The 17565-nt window shown below is 30.9% G+C and carries 16 protein-coding genes; 15 read left to right on the top strand and 1 reads right to left on the bottom strand.

Annotation, left to right across the window (positions count from 1 at the left end):
• Positions 1–318: 318 nt before the first annotated feature.
• The gene (locus VJI94_RS07615) at positions 319–735 is read right to left on the bottom strand and encodes a hypothetical protein (protein WP_324008908.1); all 417 of its coding nucleotides are present in this window, start codon (positions 733–735) and stop codon (positions 319–321) included.
• Positions 736–971: 236 nt separating this feature from the next.
• On the opposite strand from VJI94_RS07615, the gene greA reads away from it, so the two are divergent.
• From greA to VJI94_RS07540, 15 genes are all read left to right on the top strand, one after another.
• On the top strand, positions 972–1454 hold the full coding sequence (gene greA / locus VJI94_RS07610) for a transcription elongation factor GreA (RefSeq protein ID WP_324008907.1): 483 nt from the start codon (positions 972–974) through the stop codon (positions 1452–1454).
• Between the two features lie 35 nt (positions 1455–1489).
• Positions 1490–2947 carry a lysine--tRNA ligase gene (gene lysS / locus VJI94_RS07605; RefSeq protein WP_269722676.1) on the top strand — a complete coding sequence of 486 codons (1458 nt, stop codon included), beginning with the start codon at positions 1490–1492 and terminating at the stop codon, positions 2945–2947.
• A gap of 9 nt (positions 2948–2956) precedes the next feature.
• Positions 2957–3271: a hypothetical protein gene (locus VJI94_RS07600; protein WP_004832559.1), complete on the top strand. Its 315-nt coding sequence runs from the start codon at positions 2957–2959 to the stop codon at positions 3269–3271.
• 12 nt (positions 3272–3283) lie between these two features.
• A complete protein-coding gene (locus tag VJI94_RS07595) occupies positions 3284–4474 on the top strand; it encodes a DegT/DnrJ/EryC1/StrS family aminotransferase (protein ID WP_269752618.1) in 1191 nt (396 codons plus the stop codon).
• A gap of 2 nt (positions 4475–4476) precedes the next feature.
• Positions 4477–5361 carry a UTP--glucose-1-phosphate uridylyltransferase gene (locus VJI94_RS07590; RefSeq protein ID WP_004832561.1) on the top strand — a complete coding sequence of 295 codons (885 nt, stop codon included), beginning with the start codon at positions 4477–4479 and terminating at the stop codon, positions 5359–5361.
• Positions 5362–5363: 2 nt separating this feature from the next.
• Complete coding sequence (locus VJI94_RS07585; RefSeq protein WP_324008906.1) at positions 5364–7190, top strand: nucleoside-diphosphate sugar epimerase/dehydratase; 1827 nt, start codon at positions 5364–5366, stop codon at positions 7188–7190.
• Positions 7191–7367: 177 nt separating this feature from the next.
• A complete protein-coding gene (locus tag VJI94_RS07580; protein ID WP_324008905.1) occupies positions 7368–7616 on the top strand; it encodes a hypothetical protein in 249 nt (82 codons plus the stop codon).
• A gap of 58 nt (positions 7617–7674) precedes the next feature.
• Positions 7675–8595, top strand: a complete 921-nt coding sequence (gene pyrB / locus VJI94_RS07575) for an aspartate carbamoyltransferase (protein WP_324008904.1) — start codon at positions 7675–7677, stop codon at positions 8593–8595.
• Entirely contained in the window at positions 8595–9038 is a 444-nt protein-coding gene (locus VJI94_RS07570; RefSeq protein WP_029949439.1) for an aspartate carbamoyltransferase regulatory subunit, read from the top strand. Before pyrB ends, VJI94_RS07570 begins: the two co-directional genes overlap by 1 nt.
• Positions 9022–10209 (top strand): dihydroorotase, encoded by a 1188-nt coding sequence (locus tag VJI94_RS07565; RefSeq protein ID WP_324008903.1) that lies wholly within the window; start codon positions 9022–9024, stop codon positions 10207–10209. The genes VJI94_RS07570 and VJI94_RS07565 overlap by 17 nt, the downstream gene beginning before the upstream one ends.
• Positions 10209–11063 (top strand): orotidine-5'-phosphate decarboxylase, encoded by an 855-nt coding sequence (gene pyrF, locus VJI94_RS07560; RefSeq protein ID WP_324008902.1) that lies wholly within the window; start codon positions 10209–10211, stop codon positions 11061–11063. Before VJI94_RS07565 ends, pyrF begins: the two co-directional genes overlap by 1 nt.
• Complete coding sequence (locus tag VJI94_RS07555) at positions 11053–11781, top strand: dihydroorotate dehydrogenase electron transfer subunit (RefSeq protein WP_324008901.1); 729 nt, start codon at positions 11053–11055, stop codon at positions 11779–11781. Before pyrF ends, VJI94_RS07555 begins: the two co-directional genes overlap by 11 nt.
• Positions 11781–12677 carry a dihydroorotate dehydrogenase gene (locus VJI94_RS07550; protein WP_248109638.1) on the top strand — a complete coding sequence of 299 codons (897 nt, stop codon included), beginning with the start codon at positions 11781–11783 and terminating at the stop codon, positions 12675–12677. The genes VJI94_RS07555 and VJI94_RS07550 overlap by 1 nt, the downstream gene beginning before the upstream one ends.
• Positions 12678–12686: 9 nt before the next feature.
• Positions 12687–13268, top strand: coding sequence for an orotate phosphoribosyltransferase (gene pyrE, locus VJI94_RS07545; protein WP_248109640.1), 582 nt, complete (start codon positions 12687–12689; stop codon positions 13266–13268).
• A gap of 498 nt (positions 13269–13766) precedes the next feature.
• Positions 13767–17075: a Cna B-type domain-containing protein gene (locus VJI94_RS07540; protein ID WP_324008900.1), complete on the top strand. Its 3309-nt coding sequence runs from the start codon at positions 13767–13769 to the stop codon at positions 17073–17075.
• Positions 17076–17565: the final 490 nt, after the last annotated feature.

The following is a 17565-nucleotide window of genomic DNA, read 5'->3' as shown; positions in this document are numbered from 1 at the left end:
GAAATCTCAACTATTGCTTGCTGGCAAGCAATAGTATTTCTGAAAGAAATAAAAAATAATTAGATAAAATTATTATGCAAATCTCTCAAAGTCCTATTTAGTATGAAAGTTTCATATTTTATGTATCTGCGATACATTTATATTTGCTTGTAAATAAGCAAATCTATGAGATCTTTCGACTGCACTCCGCTCTGTTACGTTTCGCTCGAGATGACGTATAAAAGAAGTATCTTTGATTAGTAGCTAGACGTTAAAAATAAATAAAATTCAAAAATAATATAAACAAAAAACTCCACGAAAGTGGAGTTTAGTCAATTCTTATTTTTTACTGTCTTTATATAAATCCGATAAGCATCTATAATTTACATTATCTTCTTCGTCTAAAATTGTATTTTCATCTACAACAACTAGCTTATATTTAAAATCTTTGGCAATAATATATTTTTTGCCATCTCTTTCTTCGATTTTTACATCGGAATACTCTTTGTTTTTACTTTTTTCATATTTGTCTCTATTTTTTTCAATTTCTTCCGGATTTGTATTAGGTTTAATTAGACTTGGGCCATGAAACATAAGTTTTGGAGACTTAAATTTTTCCTTTACTATAACTAATTGTGCTCTGCCGTCTCCATCAAAAACCTTATTTTCAATCTTTTTCAATATACCTGAAGATGCACAAGAACACAGTAGCAAAGAAACTAATAATAAACTAACAAATTTTTTTAGTTTAGTCATAACATCCTCCCTATTAAAATTATTTAACTAAAAACATAACACTACACCAACTAAACGATGTACAACACTAATACTCTTATAAATTCATTATATCATAAAATTATACTTTAGTCAAATGTTTTCTCTTGTAAAATTTTGTAACAAAACTTATATAATTTCTGTTGTTGAATTGACTTTTTTTTTCGTATTTAGTATAATTATACGAATAGTATTGTAAATTTTTAAGGAGAGATATTATGGATGAAAAAGAAATATTTTTAACTGCTGAAGGGTTAAAAAAATTAGAATTAGAATTAGAAGAATTAAAAACCGTTAAGAGAAAAGAGATTGCAGAGAAAATAAAAATTGCAAGAGATTTTGGAGATCTTTCTGAAAATTCCGAATATGATGAAGCTAAAAATGAACAAGCCCAGATAGAAGAAAAAATTGTTAAACTTGATAATATGATTGCAAATGCAAAGATAATAGATGAAGTTGAGCTGGATACAAAAACTGTTAATGTGGGAGCTACTGTTACTTTAGTTCAAGTTGAAAGTAAGAAAAAGCTTGAATATACAATTGTAGGTTCTGCTGAAAGTAATCCTCTTGAAGGAAAAATTTCAAATGAATCACCTGTTGGTAAAGCTATTTTAGGAAAGAAAAAAGGAAATAAAGTTCAAGTACAATTACCGAACGGAAATGTTGCAGAATACAAGATACAAAATATAAAGAGAAATTAAGAGGTGGTATAGTGGAAGAACAAAATTTGAATGAAATGCTATTGGTTAGAAGACAAAAATTACAGGAATTAGTTGATTCAGGTAAAGATCCACATGAAATAGAGAAGTTTGAAGGAACAATTTATGCAAAAGAGATAAAGGATAATTATGAAAATTATGAGGGAAAAGTTGTAAGACTTGCCGGTCGTATTAGAACTAAAAGAGGACATGGTAAAGTTTGTTTTATGGATTTGCAAGATTTTTCCGGAAAGATTCAACTTTTTAATAAACTTGACGTTTTAGGCGAAAGCTATGAAGAAGTTAAGACTTTGGATATTGGAGATATTGTAGGGGTTGAAGGTGAAGTTTTCACAACTCATGCAGGAGAAATATCAATAAGAAGTTCAAAGGTTGTTTTGCTTACAAAATCTTTACAGCTTTTACCGGAAAAATTTCACGGCTTAAAGGATGTTGACTTAAGATATAGACAAAGATATGTAGATTTAATCGTAAATCCTGAAATTAAAGATGTTTTTGTTATGAGAAGTAAAATTATTTCTTCTATTAGAAAATATCTTGACAGCAGAGGATTTTTGGAAGTTGAAACTCCAATTTTAAATACAATTCCCGGTGGAGCGAATGCAAGACCTTTTATAACTCATCACAATACTTTAGATATTGATATGTATCTTAGAATTGCTAATGAATTATATTTAAAGAGATTGATTGTAGGCGGTTTCGATAAAGTTTATGAAATGGGTAGAATGTTCAGAAATGAAGGTATGGATAAACTTCACAATCCTGAATATACTGCGATTGAATTGTATCAAGCCTATGTTGATTATGAAGAAATGATGAAACTTTGTGAAGAAATGGTTTATACTGTTTGTATGGAAGTTGTTGGAAAGTCTGAAGTTGAGTTACAGGGTAAAGTTATTGACTTTAAACCGCCTTGGAGAAGAATTTCAATGGTTGACGCTGTAAAAGAGTATGCAGGAGTTGATTTTGAAACTATTTTAACTGATGAAGAAGCAAGAAAGATTGCTATTGAAAAGAAAATAGAAATAACTGAACATACTACAAGGGGAGAAATTATTTCTCTATTCTTTGAAGAATTTTGTGAAGAATATATGGTTCAACCTACTTTCGTTACTAAGCATCCTGTTGAAATCAGTCCGCTTGCTAAAAGAGATCCTAAAGACAAGAGATATACTCAAAGATTTGAGGCTTTTGTAAATTGTGGAGAAATTGCAAATGCTTTTAGTGAATTGAATGATGCGATAGATCAAAAACAAAGATTTTTAAAACAAGTTGAAGCCAGAGAAAACGGAGATGATGAGGCACAAATGATGGATTATGATTTCATCAATGCGCTTGAGATAGGTCTTCCACCAACAGGTGGTATGGGAATAGGAATTGACAGACTTATTATGTATTTGACAAATCAAGATACTATAAGAGATGTTTTACTTTTCCCAACAATGAAACCTATGGTTGAAAAGGATAGTGAATAGGAGTTCATTATGAAAAAAAGAAATTTAATTGCAATTTGTTTAGTTTGTCTTTCTTTTGTGGGTTGTCAAAAATTCCATACTGGAAAAGTTGTTATAGACGACAAAAAAAATGAAGAAAAAGTTGAAAATGTGGAGTATTTGGTTGTTGATGAAGAAGATAAGGAATCTTTAATCAAGAATATCAAAGCCGGTAAAGGCGCCGTTATTGATAAAAAGAAGAAACCAAGTTTGGACAAAAGTGATGAAAGTGCTGATGTTACTAAAGATAAAGATGATAAAAACAATAACAATAATAACAACAGCAATAACAATAATAATAGATAGGATAGTGATTATATGAGAATAGAATTTTCTCCGCCGGATATTAGCCAATTAGAGATTGATGAAGTTGTTGATACTTTGAAGTCTGGTTGGATAACAACCGGTCCGAAAACAAAAAGATTGGAACAAGAGCTTTCTGTTTTTACAAATACAGATAAAACTGTTTGTTTAAATTCTGCAACAGCAGCAATGGAGCTTACTTTAAGGTTACTTGGAGTGGGAGCCGGAGATGAGGTTATAACTTGTGCATATACTTATACTGCATCTGCAAGTGTTATTCATCATGTTGGAGCAAAGATTGTCTTAGTTGATTGTAATAAAGAAGATAAGTTTATGGACTTAGATGCTTTAGAAAATGCTATTACAGAAAAGACAAAGGTAATTATTCCGGTTGATTTGGCAGGAAAGCCTTGTAAATATGACGAGATTTTTGAAATTGTAGAAAGAAAGAAATCTTTGTTTAAGCCTAATAATAAATTACAGGAAAAAATCGGTAGAGTTATAGTTATGGCCGATGCAGCTCATTCACTTGGAGCTGTGTATAAGGGAAAACCAAGTGGAAGTATTGCAGACTTTACTTGTTTCTCTTTCCATGCAGTTAAGAACTTTACTGTTGCTGAGGGTGGCTCAGTTACTTGGAATAGAAATTTAGGTTTAAATGATGATGAAATTTATAGAGAATTTCAACTTTTATCTTTACATGGACAGTCAAAGGACGCACTTTCAAAGACGAAACTAGGTTCCTGGGAGTATGATATTGTTGCTCCTAATTACAAATGCAATTTAACTGATATTGCTTCAGGTATTGGTTTAGCTCAGTTAAAGAGATATCCAAGTCTTTTGAAAAGACGTTTTGAAATTGTGGAAAGATATAATAAAGGATTTGAAGGAACAAGAATAAAGCCTTTTATTCACTTTGAAGAAGATAGAAAATCTTGTTGTCATCTTTATATTGTAAATATTGAGGGTGCAAGTGAAGAAGATAGAAATGAAATAATTGTAAAAATGGCTGAAAGAGGAATTGCTACAAATGTTCATTATAAGCCATTACCTATGCATACAGCTTATAAGAATTTAGGCTTTGATATTAAAGATTATCCGAATGCTTTTGATAATTATAAGTCAGAAATTACTTTACCGCTTCATACTTTATTGACAGATGAACAAGTTGATTATATAATTGAAAATTTAAAGGCATTGGTGTAATTATGAAGATAAAAAAAGTCGTGATTCCGACTGCCGGACTTGCAACTAGAATGTTCCCTGCAACAAAGGGTGTTCCAAAGGCAATGTTGCCGATTTTTGACAAACCGACTTTGCAATATGTTATTGAAGAAGTTGTAGAAGCGGGAATTGATGAGGTAATTCTCATTGTAAACGAAGATTATTTTACTATCGATAAACATTTTAACTCTGAAATTGACTTAAGAGTTAAAAATTCTAATAATGTTTTGAAAAAAGACATTGAAACTTTGGAAAAGATATTAAAATGTAAGATAAGTTTTATAATTCAAAAAGAACAAAAAGGATTGGGTCATGCGATTCTTTGTGCAAAAGAAGCTGTGAATGGCGAAGATTTCTGCGTTGTTTTGGGTGATGTTATAATTGACTGTAAAGACAGTTCTTGTACAAAAGAGCTTGTCGATATTTATAACAGATACGGAAAAACAGTGGTAGGTGTTGAAATTGTGCCTGATGAAAAAAGGCATAATTACGGCATTTTGGAAGGCAAAGAAATAGAAAAGAATATTTTTGACTCAACCAGACTTATAGAAAAACCGAATATTGATGAAACGAATTCAAATTTGGCAATGGTCGGAAGATACATTGTTAAAAATGAAATCTTTGAAATTCTGGAAAATCAAAAAGCGGGGAAAAATGGAGAAATACAATTTACAGACTCCTTAAATGAATTAACTTTAAAAGGAGATTTATTAGGCTACAAGTTCGACGGAAAAACTTATGACGTCGGAAATAAACTTGGAGTCTTGATTGCAAGTATCGAATATGGGTTGAAGGATGAATCAAATCAAAATGCTATAAAAGAATACTTGAAAAAATTGGTATCTTCAGAGTTTAAAATGGGAGAATAATAATGGCCAGAAAAATATTTTTAATAATATTGGATATTATAGTTATAAATCTTTGTTACTATTTGGGCTTTTTATTAAAGTTTGATTGGCATATTCCTACAAGTTATTGGCATATGTATATGAGATGGATAGTGCCTATAGTGTTAATTAAAATTGTGGTTTTCGCTCTGTTCGGCTTATATAGAATAATGTGGAGATATGCCGATTTTAAAGAATTGTTTAGAATTTTTATGGCAATAGTTATTGCAAATGTTCTAACAGGAATATTTTTAATTTCGATGAATGTAGGATTTCCAAGAAGCGTTATAGCACTTGTGTTTGTAATTGATATGTTTTTTGTTACAGGTACTAGATATCTTTCAAAGGCTAGAAAAAATTTGGTTTTTTCAATTCCTGTTGAGAAACTTAAAAGAGTTTTAATCATTGGAGCCGGAGATGCCGGCGTTTTAGTACTTAATGAACTTAGAAAACATAAGGAACTAGGTTATAAGGTTGTAGCTTTTATCGACGATGATAAAAATAAGGTAGGAACGGAAATTTTAGGAATTCCGGTTATTGGTGGAAAAGAAAAAATAATTTCAGCTATTAGTGAGTTTAGGATAGATGAAGTTATTTTGGCAATGCCTTCAGCAAATAGAGAAATTCAACAAGACATTTCGGATATTTGTTCAAAACTTTCCATGAAGATTAAAATAATTCCCGGAATGTATGAATTAATTGATGATCAAAAATTAAATATAAGAGATTTAAGAGATGTTGAAATTGGAGATTTACTTGGACGTGATGAAGTTAAATTGGATCAGGAAGTGCTAAATGATTTCTTGAAAAATAAAACGGTCTTAGTAACAGGCGGAGGCGGTTCAATCGGCTCCGAGCTTTGCAGACAAATAGCGAAATTCAGTCCAAAAAGATTGATAATTTTAGACATCTACGAAAATAATGCTTATGAAATTCAAATGGAACTTGTAAGACATTATAAGGACTTGGATTTAGTTGTAGAAATTGAATCAATAAGGGATGCAGTAAGAATGGATATTATCTTTGGAAAATATAAACCGGATGTAGTATTTCACGCAGCTGCACACAAACATGTTCCACTTATGGAAAACAGCTCAACTTCTGCAATTAAAAACAATGTTTTTGGAACATTAAATGTTCTAAGAGCCTGTGATAAGCATGGCGTTTCAAGATTTGTTTTAATTTCAACAGATAAGGCTGTAAATCCGACATCTGTAATGGGAACTACAAAGAGAATTTGTGAAATGTTAGTTCAAACATTTAACGAAAAATCCAAAACTGAATTTGTTGCAGTTAGATTCGGAAATGTTTTAGGTTCAAACGGATCTGTAATTCCACTTTTCATCAATCAAATTAAAGAGGGTGGACCTGTTACAGTTACTCATGAAGACATAATAAGATACTTTATGACAATCCCTGAAGCTTGCCAACTTGTATTACAAGCAGGAGCAATCGCCAAAGGAGGAGAAATCTTTATACTCGATATGGGTGAACCGGTTAAAATTCTTGACTTGGCAAAGAATCTTATTAGACTTTCTGGCTATGAACCTTATAAGGATATAGACATTAAGATTACAGGACTTAGACCGGGCGAAAAACTTTATGAAGAATTACTATTAAATATGGAAAATTCAGTAGCAACTGATTACGAAAAAATATTTATAGAAAAACCGATAGTTCACAATGTAGAAGCACTAAAAGACGGACTTGAAAGACTTGATAAAGTTAAAAACACTCTGGATAAAAAAGAAATTACAGATATCTTAAAAGATATGGTTCCGACATTTAAACCGGACTTATTGAATAAATAAGAACCCCACCCTTCCACGATGCTTCGCATCGGGAGGGTACCCGGGAACCTTGTTGCTTCGCAATAGAAATACTCCACCAAAAAGGTGGAGTTTTTTTGTGAAACTTTTGTAAATCTATTGACTTTATAATTCTATTGTTGTATAATAATCAAAGAAAATTTGACGGAGGTAAAATTTATGACAAATATAGTTAAAATGTCGGTTTTTAATAACAATAAAAATTGTTTAATTGACTCTTCTGTTTTTGTTCTTAAATTTTCTCTTTTTAATAAACTTAGTAATTTGGCTAGGAATTCATTTTTTAAAAAATGTATTTCTAGCATTTTTTTTAAGTTTATAAAATCTCCTTTTACTAAAGCTGTTAAGGACTTTGTAAAGGAATTATATTCAATATTTTTCGTTAATATTTTAAATTTTAGGAAATAACTTTTAGTTATTTCCTTTTTTTGTGATTATGACAAGATGACTTAATAGGAGGGATTGTATGAAAGAATTTAGAAATTTAGTTAGTAGTGAGGACTTTTCTTGTGAAGAGTTACTTGAACTTATGGAGTTAGGAGCAGAGATTTATAATAATCCTGAAAAATTTTCAGAAAAATGTAGGGGAAAAGTTTTAGCATCATTGTTCTTTGAACCGTCAACAAGAACAAGATTGAGTTTTGAAGCGGCTATGCTTAGACTTGGTGGAAGTTGTATAACTGTTCCGGATCCAAAAGTTTCATCAGCAACTAAAGGGGAAAGCCTACAAGATACAATAAGAACAGTTGGTTGTTATTCAGATATAATAGCTATGCGTCATCCGCACGAGGGTTCAGCAGAGCTTGCAAAAGAAGTTACACTTGTTCCTTTTATTAATGCGGGAGACGGTGGACATCAACATCCAACTCAAACTCTTACAGATTTACTTACAATTTCTCAATATAAGAAAACTTTGAAAAATATGACTATCGGTCTTTGTGGGGACTTAAAATTCGGAAGAACTGTTCATTCACTTGTTAAGACACTTTCAAAGTTTAAGGGAAATAAATTTATCTTTATTTCACCTGTTGAGCTTGTTATTCCTGAATATATCAAGATGTATCTAAACGACCACAATGTTGAGTTTATTGAAGTTAGAACAATTGAAGAAGTTATGGATAAACTTGATATTCTATATATGACAAGAGTTCAAAGGGAAAGATTTTTCAATGAGGCTGATTATGTAAGGCTTAAAGATACTTACATTTTAGATAATAAGAAGATGAAAACAGCAAAGGATGATATGATAATTCTTCACCCATTGCCAAGAGTAAATGAAATTGCGACAGAAGTTGATGAAGATCCTAGAGCAAAGTATTTTAATCAAGTTAAATTCGGTATGATAATCAGAATGGCATTAATCTTAAAATTATTGGAGGTAAAATAATGTTAAATATTAATAGTATTTCAAATGGAATTGTAATAGACCATATTAAACCGGGTCTTGGATATGAAATTTTTAAACTTTTAGAATTAGATAGTGCAGATTTTACAGTTGCACTTATAATGAATGCAGATTCTAAAAAATATGGCAAAAAAGACATGATAAAGATTGAAAATGTTATGGATATTGACCTTGCGATTTTAGGTTTAATCGATAAAGATTTGACTGTAAACATCATAGAAAACGAAAAAATCAAGGAAAAACTTTCAATGATTTTACCGGAAAAAGTAGAGGGTTTTATAAAATGTAAAAATCCACGTTGCATAACTTGCCACGAAAATGTTCCAAATAAATTTATATTAGTTAATAGAGAAAAGGGAATTTATAGATGTAATTACTGTGATAATTTGTATTCTTGTGGAGGACATAATGAAAAAAATAGTTAAAAATGCAATCTTGGTGGATAAAAATATAAATAAAGTTGGAGAGATAAAGATTGAAGATGGAAAGATTGTAGAGATTGGCGAAAATTTGAGTTTTGATGATAGTTATGAAATTATAGATGCAAAGGGAAAGACTGTTATGCCTGCATTTGTAGATTTGCATGTGCATTTTAGAGATCCGGGTTTTACTTATAAGGAAGATTTAAAAACAGGCTCACTTTCAGCTTTAAGAGGTGGATATACAACTGTAAATACAATGGCAAATACAAAACCGATTTGTAGTGATTTAAAAACTTATAATGATATAATGAAGAGAGCAAAGGAATTGGATTTAGTAGATATAAATCAAATAGTTGCAGTTACTAAAAATTTTGACGGAAAAAATTTGGTTGACTATTCAAAATTTGAAAATGCAAAATTTTTATCCGATGACGGTAAGGGTGTGCTTTCTGAAACTACAATGTACAGAGCGATTCTAGAGGCGAAAAAATACGATAAAATCATAATGATACATGCAGAAAGTGAACTTTCTCCAATTGATTATAGAATAGCAGAAGACCTTATGACTTTAAGAGATGTTTATCTTGCAAAGAGATTGGATGGAAGAATTCATCTTTGCCACGTCAGTACAATCGACTCTTTGGAAGCTGTAAGACGTGGGAAAAAAGAGGGAGTAAAGGTTACTTGCGAAGCAACTCCACATCATATTGCACTTTGGGATAATTCCTACAGAGTAAATCCGCCGATAAGAACAAAAGCTGACGTTGATGCTCTAATAGATGGAATTTTGGATGGAACTGTTGATGCGATTGCAACTGATCATGCACCACATACTGCAGAGGATAAGGCAAATGGAAGTCCGGGACTTGTTGGACTTGAAACTGCCTTTGCGATTTGTAATACAAAATTGGTTAAAGAGAAGAACATCGACATAAGAACTTTGTCAAAGGTAATGTCCTATGGTGGAGCTAATTTAATGGGAATTAAAAAAGGTCTTTTAAAAGAGGGATATTTTGCAGATTTGGTTATAGTTGATACTGATAAAAAAATTGTTGTAGATTCAAGTAAATTTGCATCAAAAGCAAAAAATACACCTTTTGATAAAATGGAACTTTACGGAGAAGTGCTTATGACAATTAAAGCAGGAGAAATTAAGTATAAAGGAGAATTTTAATGATAGTAGATAGATTATATGAAGCAGTAAAAGAAAAAGGATTTGTTTGTATTGGACTTGACAGCCATTTAGATTATATTCCAAATTATATTAAACAGAAACACGAAAAAATTTCAGATGTAATTTTTGAATATAATAAGACAATAATTGATGCGACAAGTGATATTGTAGCAATCTACAAACCACAAATAGCATATTATGAAGCTAACGGACTTGAAGGTCTTATTGCTTATCAAAGAACTTTAAGATATCTTAAAGAAAAGGGACTTTTAAGTATTGGAGATGTTAAAAGAGGAGATATTGCAAGTACTGCAAAGGAATATGCAAAGGCACATTTTAAAGGAGAGTTTGAAGCGGACTTTATAACTCTTAATCCATATATGGGAATGGACAGTATCACACCTTATTTAGATTATTTTAAAACAGGAGAAAAGGGAGTTTTCGTATTGCTTAGAACTTCAAATGAGGGAGCAAAGGACATTGAATGTCTTGACTATAACGGCGAGGCTCTTTATTTTAAAGTTGGAGATGAACTTAAAAAATTTGCTGATGAATTGACTTCTGAATGTGGATATTCTCCTTTGGGATTTGTTGTAGGGGCAACTCATAGCGAAGAAGCTAAAAAAATAAGAGAAAGATATAAAAATATTTTCTTCTTATTACCGGGATATGGAGCACAAGGTGCAAAAGCAGAAGACATCAGAACTTACTTGAATGACTTTAACGGTGGAGTTGTAAACTCTTCAAGAGGAATTATAAAATATTATCAAAAATTTGAAGACGGCGAAGAAAAATTTGCTCATTATACTAGAGAAGCTGTTTTGAATATGAGGAAGGATATTTATGGAGAATAAATCATACGAAAAAGTTGAAATAATTTTAAATGAAAAAATCTCTGAAGGCATTTACAAAATGGATGTCAATGGAGAATTTAAAGCTAAAGTTGGTCAATTTTATATGGTTAAATGCTTTGAGGACGGGACTATGCTTCCCCGTCCGATAAGCATCTGCGATATGGAGGACAATAAATTAACTTTTCTTTATGCAGTTGTTGGAAAAGGAACAAAGATTATGTCCGAAAAGAAAGTTGGAGATAGCATAGAAATTTTAGGACCACTTGGTAACGGATTTCCGATTGATGAATATAAGGGTAAAAAAGTCGCACTTGTTGCAGGGGGAATTGGAATTGCACCAATGCTATATCTTGCAAAGAAATTGGAAGCGGATGTCGATTTATATGCAGGCTTTAGAGACGAAATATATTTTACTGAAGAATTTAAGGATTTTACAAAAAATACATATATCGCAACTAATACAGGAAGTGTAGGACATAAGGGATTCATAACTGAAATAATAAAAGATGATTATGATGTAATTTATTGTTGCGGTCCTAATCCAATGATGAATTCTGTAAAAAAATTAGGCTTTGACATACCTGTCTATGTTTCTTTAGAGAGTAGAATGGGTTGTGGAATAGGAGCTTGTCTTGCTTGTAGTTGTAAAACTAAAAACGGAATGAAAAGAATTTGCAAGGAAGGACCTATATTTGAAGTTAAGGAGGTGAATTTTTAATGTTGGAAGTAGATATTTGTGGAGTAAAATTTAAAAACCCGGTTATCGGAGCGTCCGGAACCTTCGGCTTCGGCAGAGAATATGCTGAATATATCGACTTAAATAGAATTGGAGGGATTTCTACAAAGGGACTTACTTTTGCAGGTAAGGACGGAAATACCGGAATTAGAATTTACGAAACACCTGCGGGAATAATGAACAGTATCGGACTTCAAAATCCGTCAGTACCGACTTTTATTGAAGAAGATTTGCCTTTTATGGAAAGTTTTGATACACAGATTTTAGCAAACATTGGAGGTTCACAATTAGAGGATTATTTAAAATCCATTGAACTTATTAATAATACAAATATAAAAATAATTGAATTAAATATTTCCTGTCCGAATGTAAAATCAGGCGGAATGGCTTTTGGAATAAAATGCGACATTGCAGAGGGAATTGTAAGAAAAGTTAGAGAAAACACCGATAAAATTCTTATGGTAAAATTATCTCCAAATGCTGAAAATATAAAAGAAATGGCAAAAACTTGTGTTGAAGCGGGAGCGGATTGTCTTTCACTTGTAAATACATTTAATGCTTTGGCAATAGATATTTATAATAGAAAAGCAGTTTTTGACAATGTAACGGCAGGACTTTCAGGAGCTTGTATAAAACCGATAGCTCTTAGAATGGTAAGAGATGTTGCTTCGGTTGTAGATGTTCCGATTATTGGAATGGGTGGAATAATGAATTGGCAAGACGCAATTGAATTTATTATGGCAGGAGCAACTGCAATTCAAGTCGGAACGGCAAACTTTATCAATCCGAGAGTAATGATTGATATAATTGAAGGAATGGAAAAATTCTGTAAAGAACAAAATATAAAAAATTTAGAAGAAATTAGAGGAATTATTTAGGAGGTAAATATGGAACAAAGAGTATTGGAATTATTAAAAGAAAGTGAAGCGTTATTAGAAGGACATTTCTTATTATCATCAGGAAAACATAGCGACAAATATGTTCAATGTGCAAAACTTTTGATGTATCCAGAAAAAGCTGAAGAAGTTTGTAAGGTAATCAAGAAAAAACTTGAAGATGCAAATGTAAAAGTTGATGCAGTAGTTGGACCTGCAATGGGTGGAATTGTAATTGCTTACGAATTGGGAAGAGCCTTGGGAGTAAGAGCGATGTTCACAGAAAGAGAAAATGAAATGATGACTTTAAGAAGAGGATTTTTCATAAATGAGGGAGAAAATGTACTTGTAGTTGAAGATGTTGTTACAACAGGAAAATCTTCATTAGAAACAATAAAAGTACTAAAAGAACATGGAGCAAATATTGTTGGAATTGCTTCAATAGTTGATAGAACAAATGGAAAATCTAACATAGAATATCCACTTTTCCCGGCAATTTCATTAAATGTTCAAGCATTTGAAAAAGATGATTGCCCTCTTTGTAAAGAAGGAAAAATTGAACTTGTAAAACCTGGAAGCAGAAAAAAATTCTAAAAATATTTTAAAATAAAAAAGCATACTCGATGTGTTTTTACTTGAGTATGCTTTTTTATTGCGAAGTAACAATGTCCTCAGGAGCCCACATGAAAACATCGAGGAAGAGTGAGTTGTTATTTCGAAAGCTAATAAATATCTAAAGATATTTAAACATTGTATAGAAAATGAAATAATTCACGTCATAGCAGTTGACGAAGAAAAGCTCCTAATATGTCATATCAACTATAGAAAAATCTTCTAAAGAATCATAATATACTTTATTCACTTTACACGATAGTAATTTAAATATATATTTAATACATTTGACCTAAAAATATAAAAATGGTATCATTGTTATTGTATCAATTAAATATTGTTTCGTTCGTTTTTTGAAATTTATTTAAATTAGGTTATTAGTTAGGAGGCTTCTAATAACTATGTATTTTTGAAAATAAATAGGATTTTATTTTTAAAAATAAGTAAAATATTAATTATTATTCTATGAGGAGGAGTACAATGAAAAAAAGGTTTTATTGTATTATGTTGAGCGTGCTTATGGTGTTAAGCGCTTTATTACCTGCTTTCAGAGTTTCGGCAGAAGAAAGAGGTAAAAATATTTCACCTGATGTAAATATTACAAAATTTACAATTACAAATGGTCAAGGGCAAGAATTAAACAAATTCTATAGTTGGAGCAGATTTAAAGTTAATTTAGAATGGAATGCTCAAAAGTATAAAAACACTTTAAAAAAGGGTGATTATTTTGAAGTTAAACTGCCAGATAAATTTAGATTTATAGAAGATTCTGATGCAGTTAATTTTCCAATCTATGGAATAGATGGAAAAACCGTTTATGGTCAGGGACATATTGATGTTAAAAAAGAAGGCGGAGGTACTTTAAGAGTAACTCTAAACGAAAAAGTTGAAAATCTTTACAATGTAAAAGGTAAAGTTTCTATGGCATCTTCGTTTAATTATAGTAAAATAAAGGCAGGAGAAAAAAATAAACTAGAAATAGAGATTAACGGTAAAAAAATTCCTAAAGACATTGATATAGAAAAGCCGGGAGAAATAGACGAAATTTTAACTAAATGGCCTAGCAGAGTAGATAAAAATGCTAATGAGGTAAGATGGAATGTTCGTTTTAATGTAAATGGTAAAAGTTTTAATAATGTTGTATTTGAAGATAAATTAACAGTTGAAAAAGGTGATTTTAATGGACTTCGTTATATAAAGGATAGTTTTGTACTTCAAAAGGTTAAATTTGACAAATATGGAAATATAACACAAATTATATCTGAGAAAAATATTGGAAATGAAGTTCAATTTTCTGAAAATGGAACAAAATTTAGATTTGTACTTGGGAATGTTAATAATGACGATCAATATATGTTAAAATATAAATCAACTTATAAGCCTAATATTGTGATAAAAAACAGATTAAAGATGTTTTCACAGGGCGAAAGTAAAGAGGTATGGAGTAGATACAAAAGTGCAATTTCAAATGGAACTATTGAAGGCGATTTACTTGGTAAGATAAAGATTATTAAAGTTGACTCTGAAAATAATCAATTACTTTTAAAAGGTGCGAAATTTAAAATTACCAACAAGAAAACAAATGAAACTTTTGAATTGGTAACTGACGAAAAAGGAGAAGCAGTTTCTGATAAATTAGTTAAAGGAACTTATGAAATTAAAGAAATCCAAGCTCCTTCAGGTTGGATAAAAAGCGACGAAATAATTAATGTTGAAGTGAAAGATGATGTAGCCATAATAAAAACAGTAACTAATAAAAGAGAAAAAACTGAAGTAAAAGTTAAGAAAACTTGGATTGGAAAGAAACTTTCAAGTGTTAAAGTTAATTTATTAGCTGACGGTAAAAAAGTTGATGAAGTTACTTTAAATGAACAAAATAATTGGAAGCACACATTTACTAACTTAAATAAATATAAAGATGACGGAAAAACTGAAATTAAATATACTGTTGAAGAAGAAAAAATCAACGGATATGATACAGAAATAAAAGAAAATTCAAAGAACGACTTTACAATTACGAACAAAAATAACGAAAAAGTAAAAATTCCTGTAGAAAAGAAATGGGAAGATAATAATAACCAAGACGGTAAGAGAGTTAAAGAAATAGTTGTAAGATTATTGCAAGACGGAATTCCTACAACTAAGGTATTAAAATTGAACGAACAAAATAATTGGAAAGGCGAATTTACAGACCTTGACAAGTATAACGCTCAAGGAAATGAAATCAAGTACACTGTTAAGGAAGAAACAGTAGTAGAAGGATATGATACTGAAATAATTGCAGGACAGGTAGACGGAGCTCTAGGATATATAATCAAAAACAAACATAATGTTGAAAAAACTGAAATTCCTGTAGAAAAGAAATGGATTGGACCACAAAGTGTTGAACAAGTAACTGTAAAATTATTTGCCGATGGTGTAGATACCGGAAAAACTTTAACTTTAAAGAAAAGTGAAAATTGGAAAGGTAAATTTACAAACCTTGATAAATACAAAAATGGAAAAGAAATAGTTTATACAATCAAAGAAGCAAAAGTAGAAGGTTACGAAAGCAAGGTAGAAGGAAATGCAAAAGACGGTTTTGTAATCACAAATAAGAATGTTGAAAAAACTGAAATTCCTGTAGAAAAGAAATGGCTAGGAAAGGCGTTAAAAGAAGTAGAAGTAAAACTTTTAGCAAATGGAAAAGAAGTTCAAACAGTTAAATTGAACGAAGCAAATTCTTGGAAACATACATTCAAAAACTTGCCAAAATATGACGAAAACGGAAAAGAAATAACTTATACAGTAAAAGAAGTAGCAATTGAAGGTTACGAAAGCAAGATAGAAGGAAATGCAAAAGACGGCTTTGTAATTACAAATAAGAATTTAGCAAAGACAGAAGTTCCAGTTGAAAAGAAATGGCTGGGAAAAGCTGTAAACGAAATTGAAGTAAAACTTTTAGCAAATGGAAAAGAAGTACAAACAGCTAAATTAAACGAAGCAAATTCTTGGAAACATACATTCAAAGACTTACCTGTATATGATGACAACGGAAAAGAAATAGAATATACAGTTAAGGAAACAAAAGTAGAAGGATATGAAAGCAAGATAGAAGGAAACGCAAAAGACGGCTTTGTAATTACAAATAAGAATTTAGCAAAGACAGAAGTTCCAGTTGAAAAGAAATGGATAGGAAAAGCTGTAAATGAAATTGAAGTTAAATTATTAGCAAATGGACAAGAAGTTCAATCAGCTAAATTAAACGAAGCAAATTCTTGGAAGCATACATTCAAAGACCTACCTGTATATGACGAAAACGGAAAAGAAATAACTTATACAGTAAAAGAAGTAGCAATTGAAGGATATGAAAGCAAGATAGAAGGAAATGCAAAAGACGGCTTTGTAATTACAAATAGGAATGTAGAAAAAACACAAGTTCCAGTTGAAAAGAAATGGATTGGAAAGGTATTAAAAGAAATTGAAGTACAACTTTTAGCAAATGGAAAAGAAGTTCAAACAGCTAAATTGAATGAAGCAAATTCTTGGAAACATACATTCAAAGATTTACCTGTATATGATGACAATGGAAAAGAAATAACTTATACAGTAAAAGAAGTAGCGATTGAAGGTTACGAAAGCAAGATAGAAGGAAATGCAAAAGACGGCTTTGTAATTACTAATAAGGAAATTCCAAAGAAACCTAGAATTCCAAAAACAGCAGTGGGAACACAAATCTTTGGATATGTTGCAATGGCTGGAGTGAGTCTTGGACTTCTACAAATTTCTAGAAAGAAAAGAAATAAATAGGTAATAAAAAAGAGGGCATAAGCTCTCTTTTTTGTCGTTTTACAATACATTTTACGTCAGATTTTTTGCAAAGAAAAGCACTTAACACATCATCTCGGTCGAAGTGAATCTAGCCCTAACTTTTGTTTGCAAGTAAACAAAAGTAGGTCTGACAAACTTGTTGTATATATAAAGCAAGATAATTCACGTCATAATACTTTGAATAGAAAGTCTCCCAACACGTCATCTCGAGCGTAGTCGAGAGATCTCACTACTATTATTTGCTTTCAAATAATAGTAAGTCCTGCAAAGGACTTATATAAAAATTATTTAATCATATACTAGTAGTATGAAAATTTTTTTAAGTTCTTTTTGTAAATGAAGTTTTTGTTGTATGTATCTACGATACATTTACTTTTGCTAAAGCAAAAGTGTGAGATTTCCACAGTCGATTGTACTCAAATCAAAGATTTGAACAATCTTTGCGTCAGACCTACTATTGCTTGTAAAC

The organism is Parvimonas sp. D9, from assembly GCF_035282565.1.
GTDB classification, from domain to species: Bacteria; Bacillota; Clostridia; order Tissierellales; family Peptoniphilaceae; genus Parvimonas; species Parvimonas micra.
This window is presented reverse-complemented; position numbering and strand designations above follow the sequence as displayed.

What these genes read in the sequence shown, in the direction of transcription:
- pyrE (WP_248109640.1), top strand. Translation starts at nt 12,687, where the DNA reads ATGGAACAAAGAGTATTGGAATTATTAAAAGAAAGTGAAGCGTTATTA.
- VJI94_RS07555 (WP_324008901.1), top strand. Translation starts at nt 11,053, where the DNA reads ATGGAGAATAAATCATACGAAAAAGTTGAAATAATTTTAAATGAAAAA.
- VJI94_RS07585 (WP_324008906.1), top strand. Translation starts at nt 5,364, where the DNA reads ATGGCCAGAAAAATATTTTTAATAATATTGGATATTATAGTTATAAAT.
- VJI94_RS07565 (WP_324008903.1), top strand. Translation starts at nt 9,022, where the DNA reads ATGAAAAAAATAGTTAAAAATGCAATCTTGGTGGATAAAAATATAAAT.
- pyrB (WP_324008904.1), top strand. Translation starts at nt 7,675, where the DNA reads ATGAAAGAATTTAGAAATTTAGTTAGTAGTGAGGACTTTTCTTGTGAA.
- greA (WP_324008907.1), top strand. Translation starts at nt 972, where the DNA reads ATGGATGAAAAAGAAATATTTTTAACTGCTGAAGGGTTAAAAAAATTA.
- pyrF (WP_324008902.1), top strand. Translation starts at nt 10,209, where the DNA reads ATGATAGTAGATAGATTATATGAAGCAGTAAAAGAAAAAGGATTTGTT.
- lysS (WP_269722676.1), top strand. Translation starts at nt 1,490, where the DNA reads ATGCTATTGGTTAGAAGACAAAAATTACAGGAATTAGTTGATTCAGGT.
- VJI94_RS07580 (WP_324008905.1), top strand. Translation starts at nt 7,368, where the DNA reads ATGACAAATATAGTTAAAATGTCGGTTTTTAATAACAATAAAAATTGT.
- VJI94_RS07595 (WP_269752618.1), top strand. Translation starts at nt 3,284, where the DNA reads ATGAGAATAGAATTTTCTCCGCCGGATATTAGCCAATTAGAGATTGAT.
- VJI94_RS07550 (WP_248109638.1), top strand. Translation starts at nt 11,781, where the DNA reads ATGTTGGAAGTAGATATTTGTGGAGTAAAATTTAAAAACCCGGTTATC.
- VJI94_RS07600 (WP_004832559.1), top strand. Translation starts at nt 2,957, where the DNA reads ATGAAAAAAAGAAATTTAATTGCAATTTGTTTAGTTTGTCTTTCTTTT.
- VJI94_RS07570 (WP_029949439.1), top strand. Translation starts at nt 8,595, where the DNA reads ATGTTAAATATTAATAGTATTTCAAATGGAATTGTAATAGACCATATT.
- VJI94_RS07590 (WP_004832561.1), top strand. Translation starts at nt 4,477, where the DNA reads ATGAAGATAAAAAAAGTCGTGATTCCGACTGCCGGACTTGCAACTAGA.
- VJI94_RS07615 (WP_324008908.1), bottom strand. Translation starts at nt 735, where the DNA reads ATGACTAAACTAAAAAAATTTGTTAGTTTATTATTAGTTTCTTTGCTA.
- VJI94_RS07540 (WP_324008900.1), top strand. Translation starts at nt 13,767, where the DNA reads ATGAAAAAAAGGTTTTATTGTATTATGTTGAGCGTGCTTATGGTGTTA.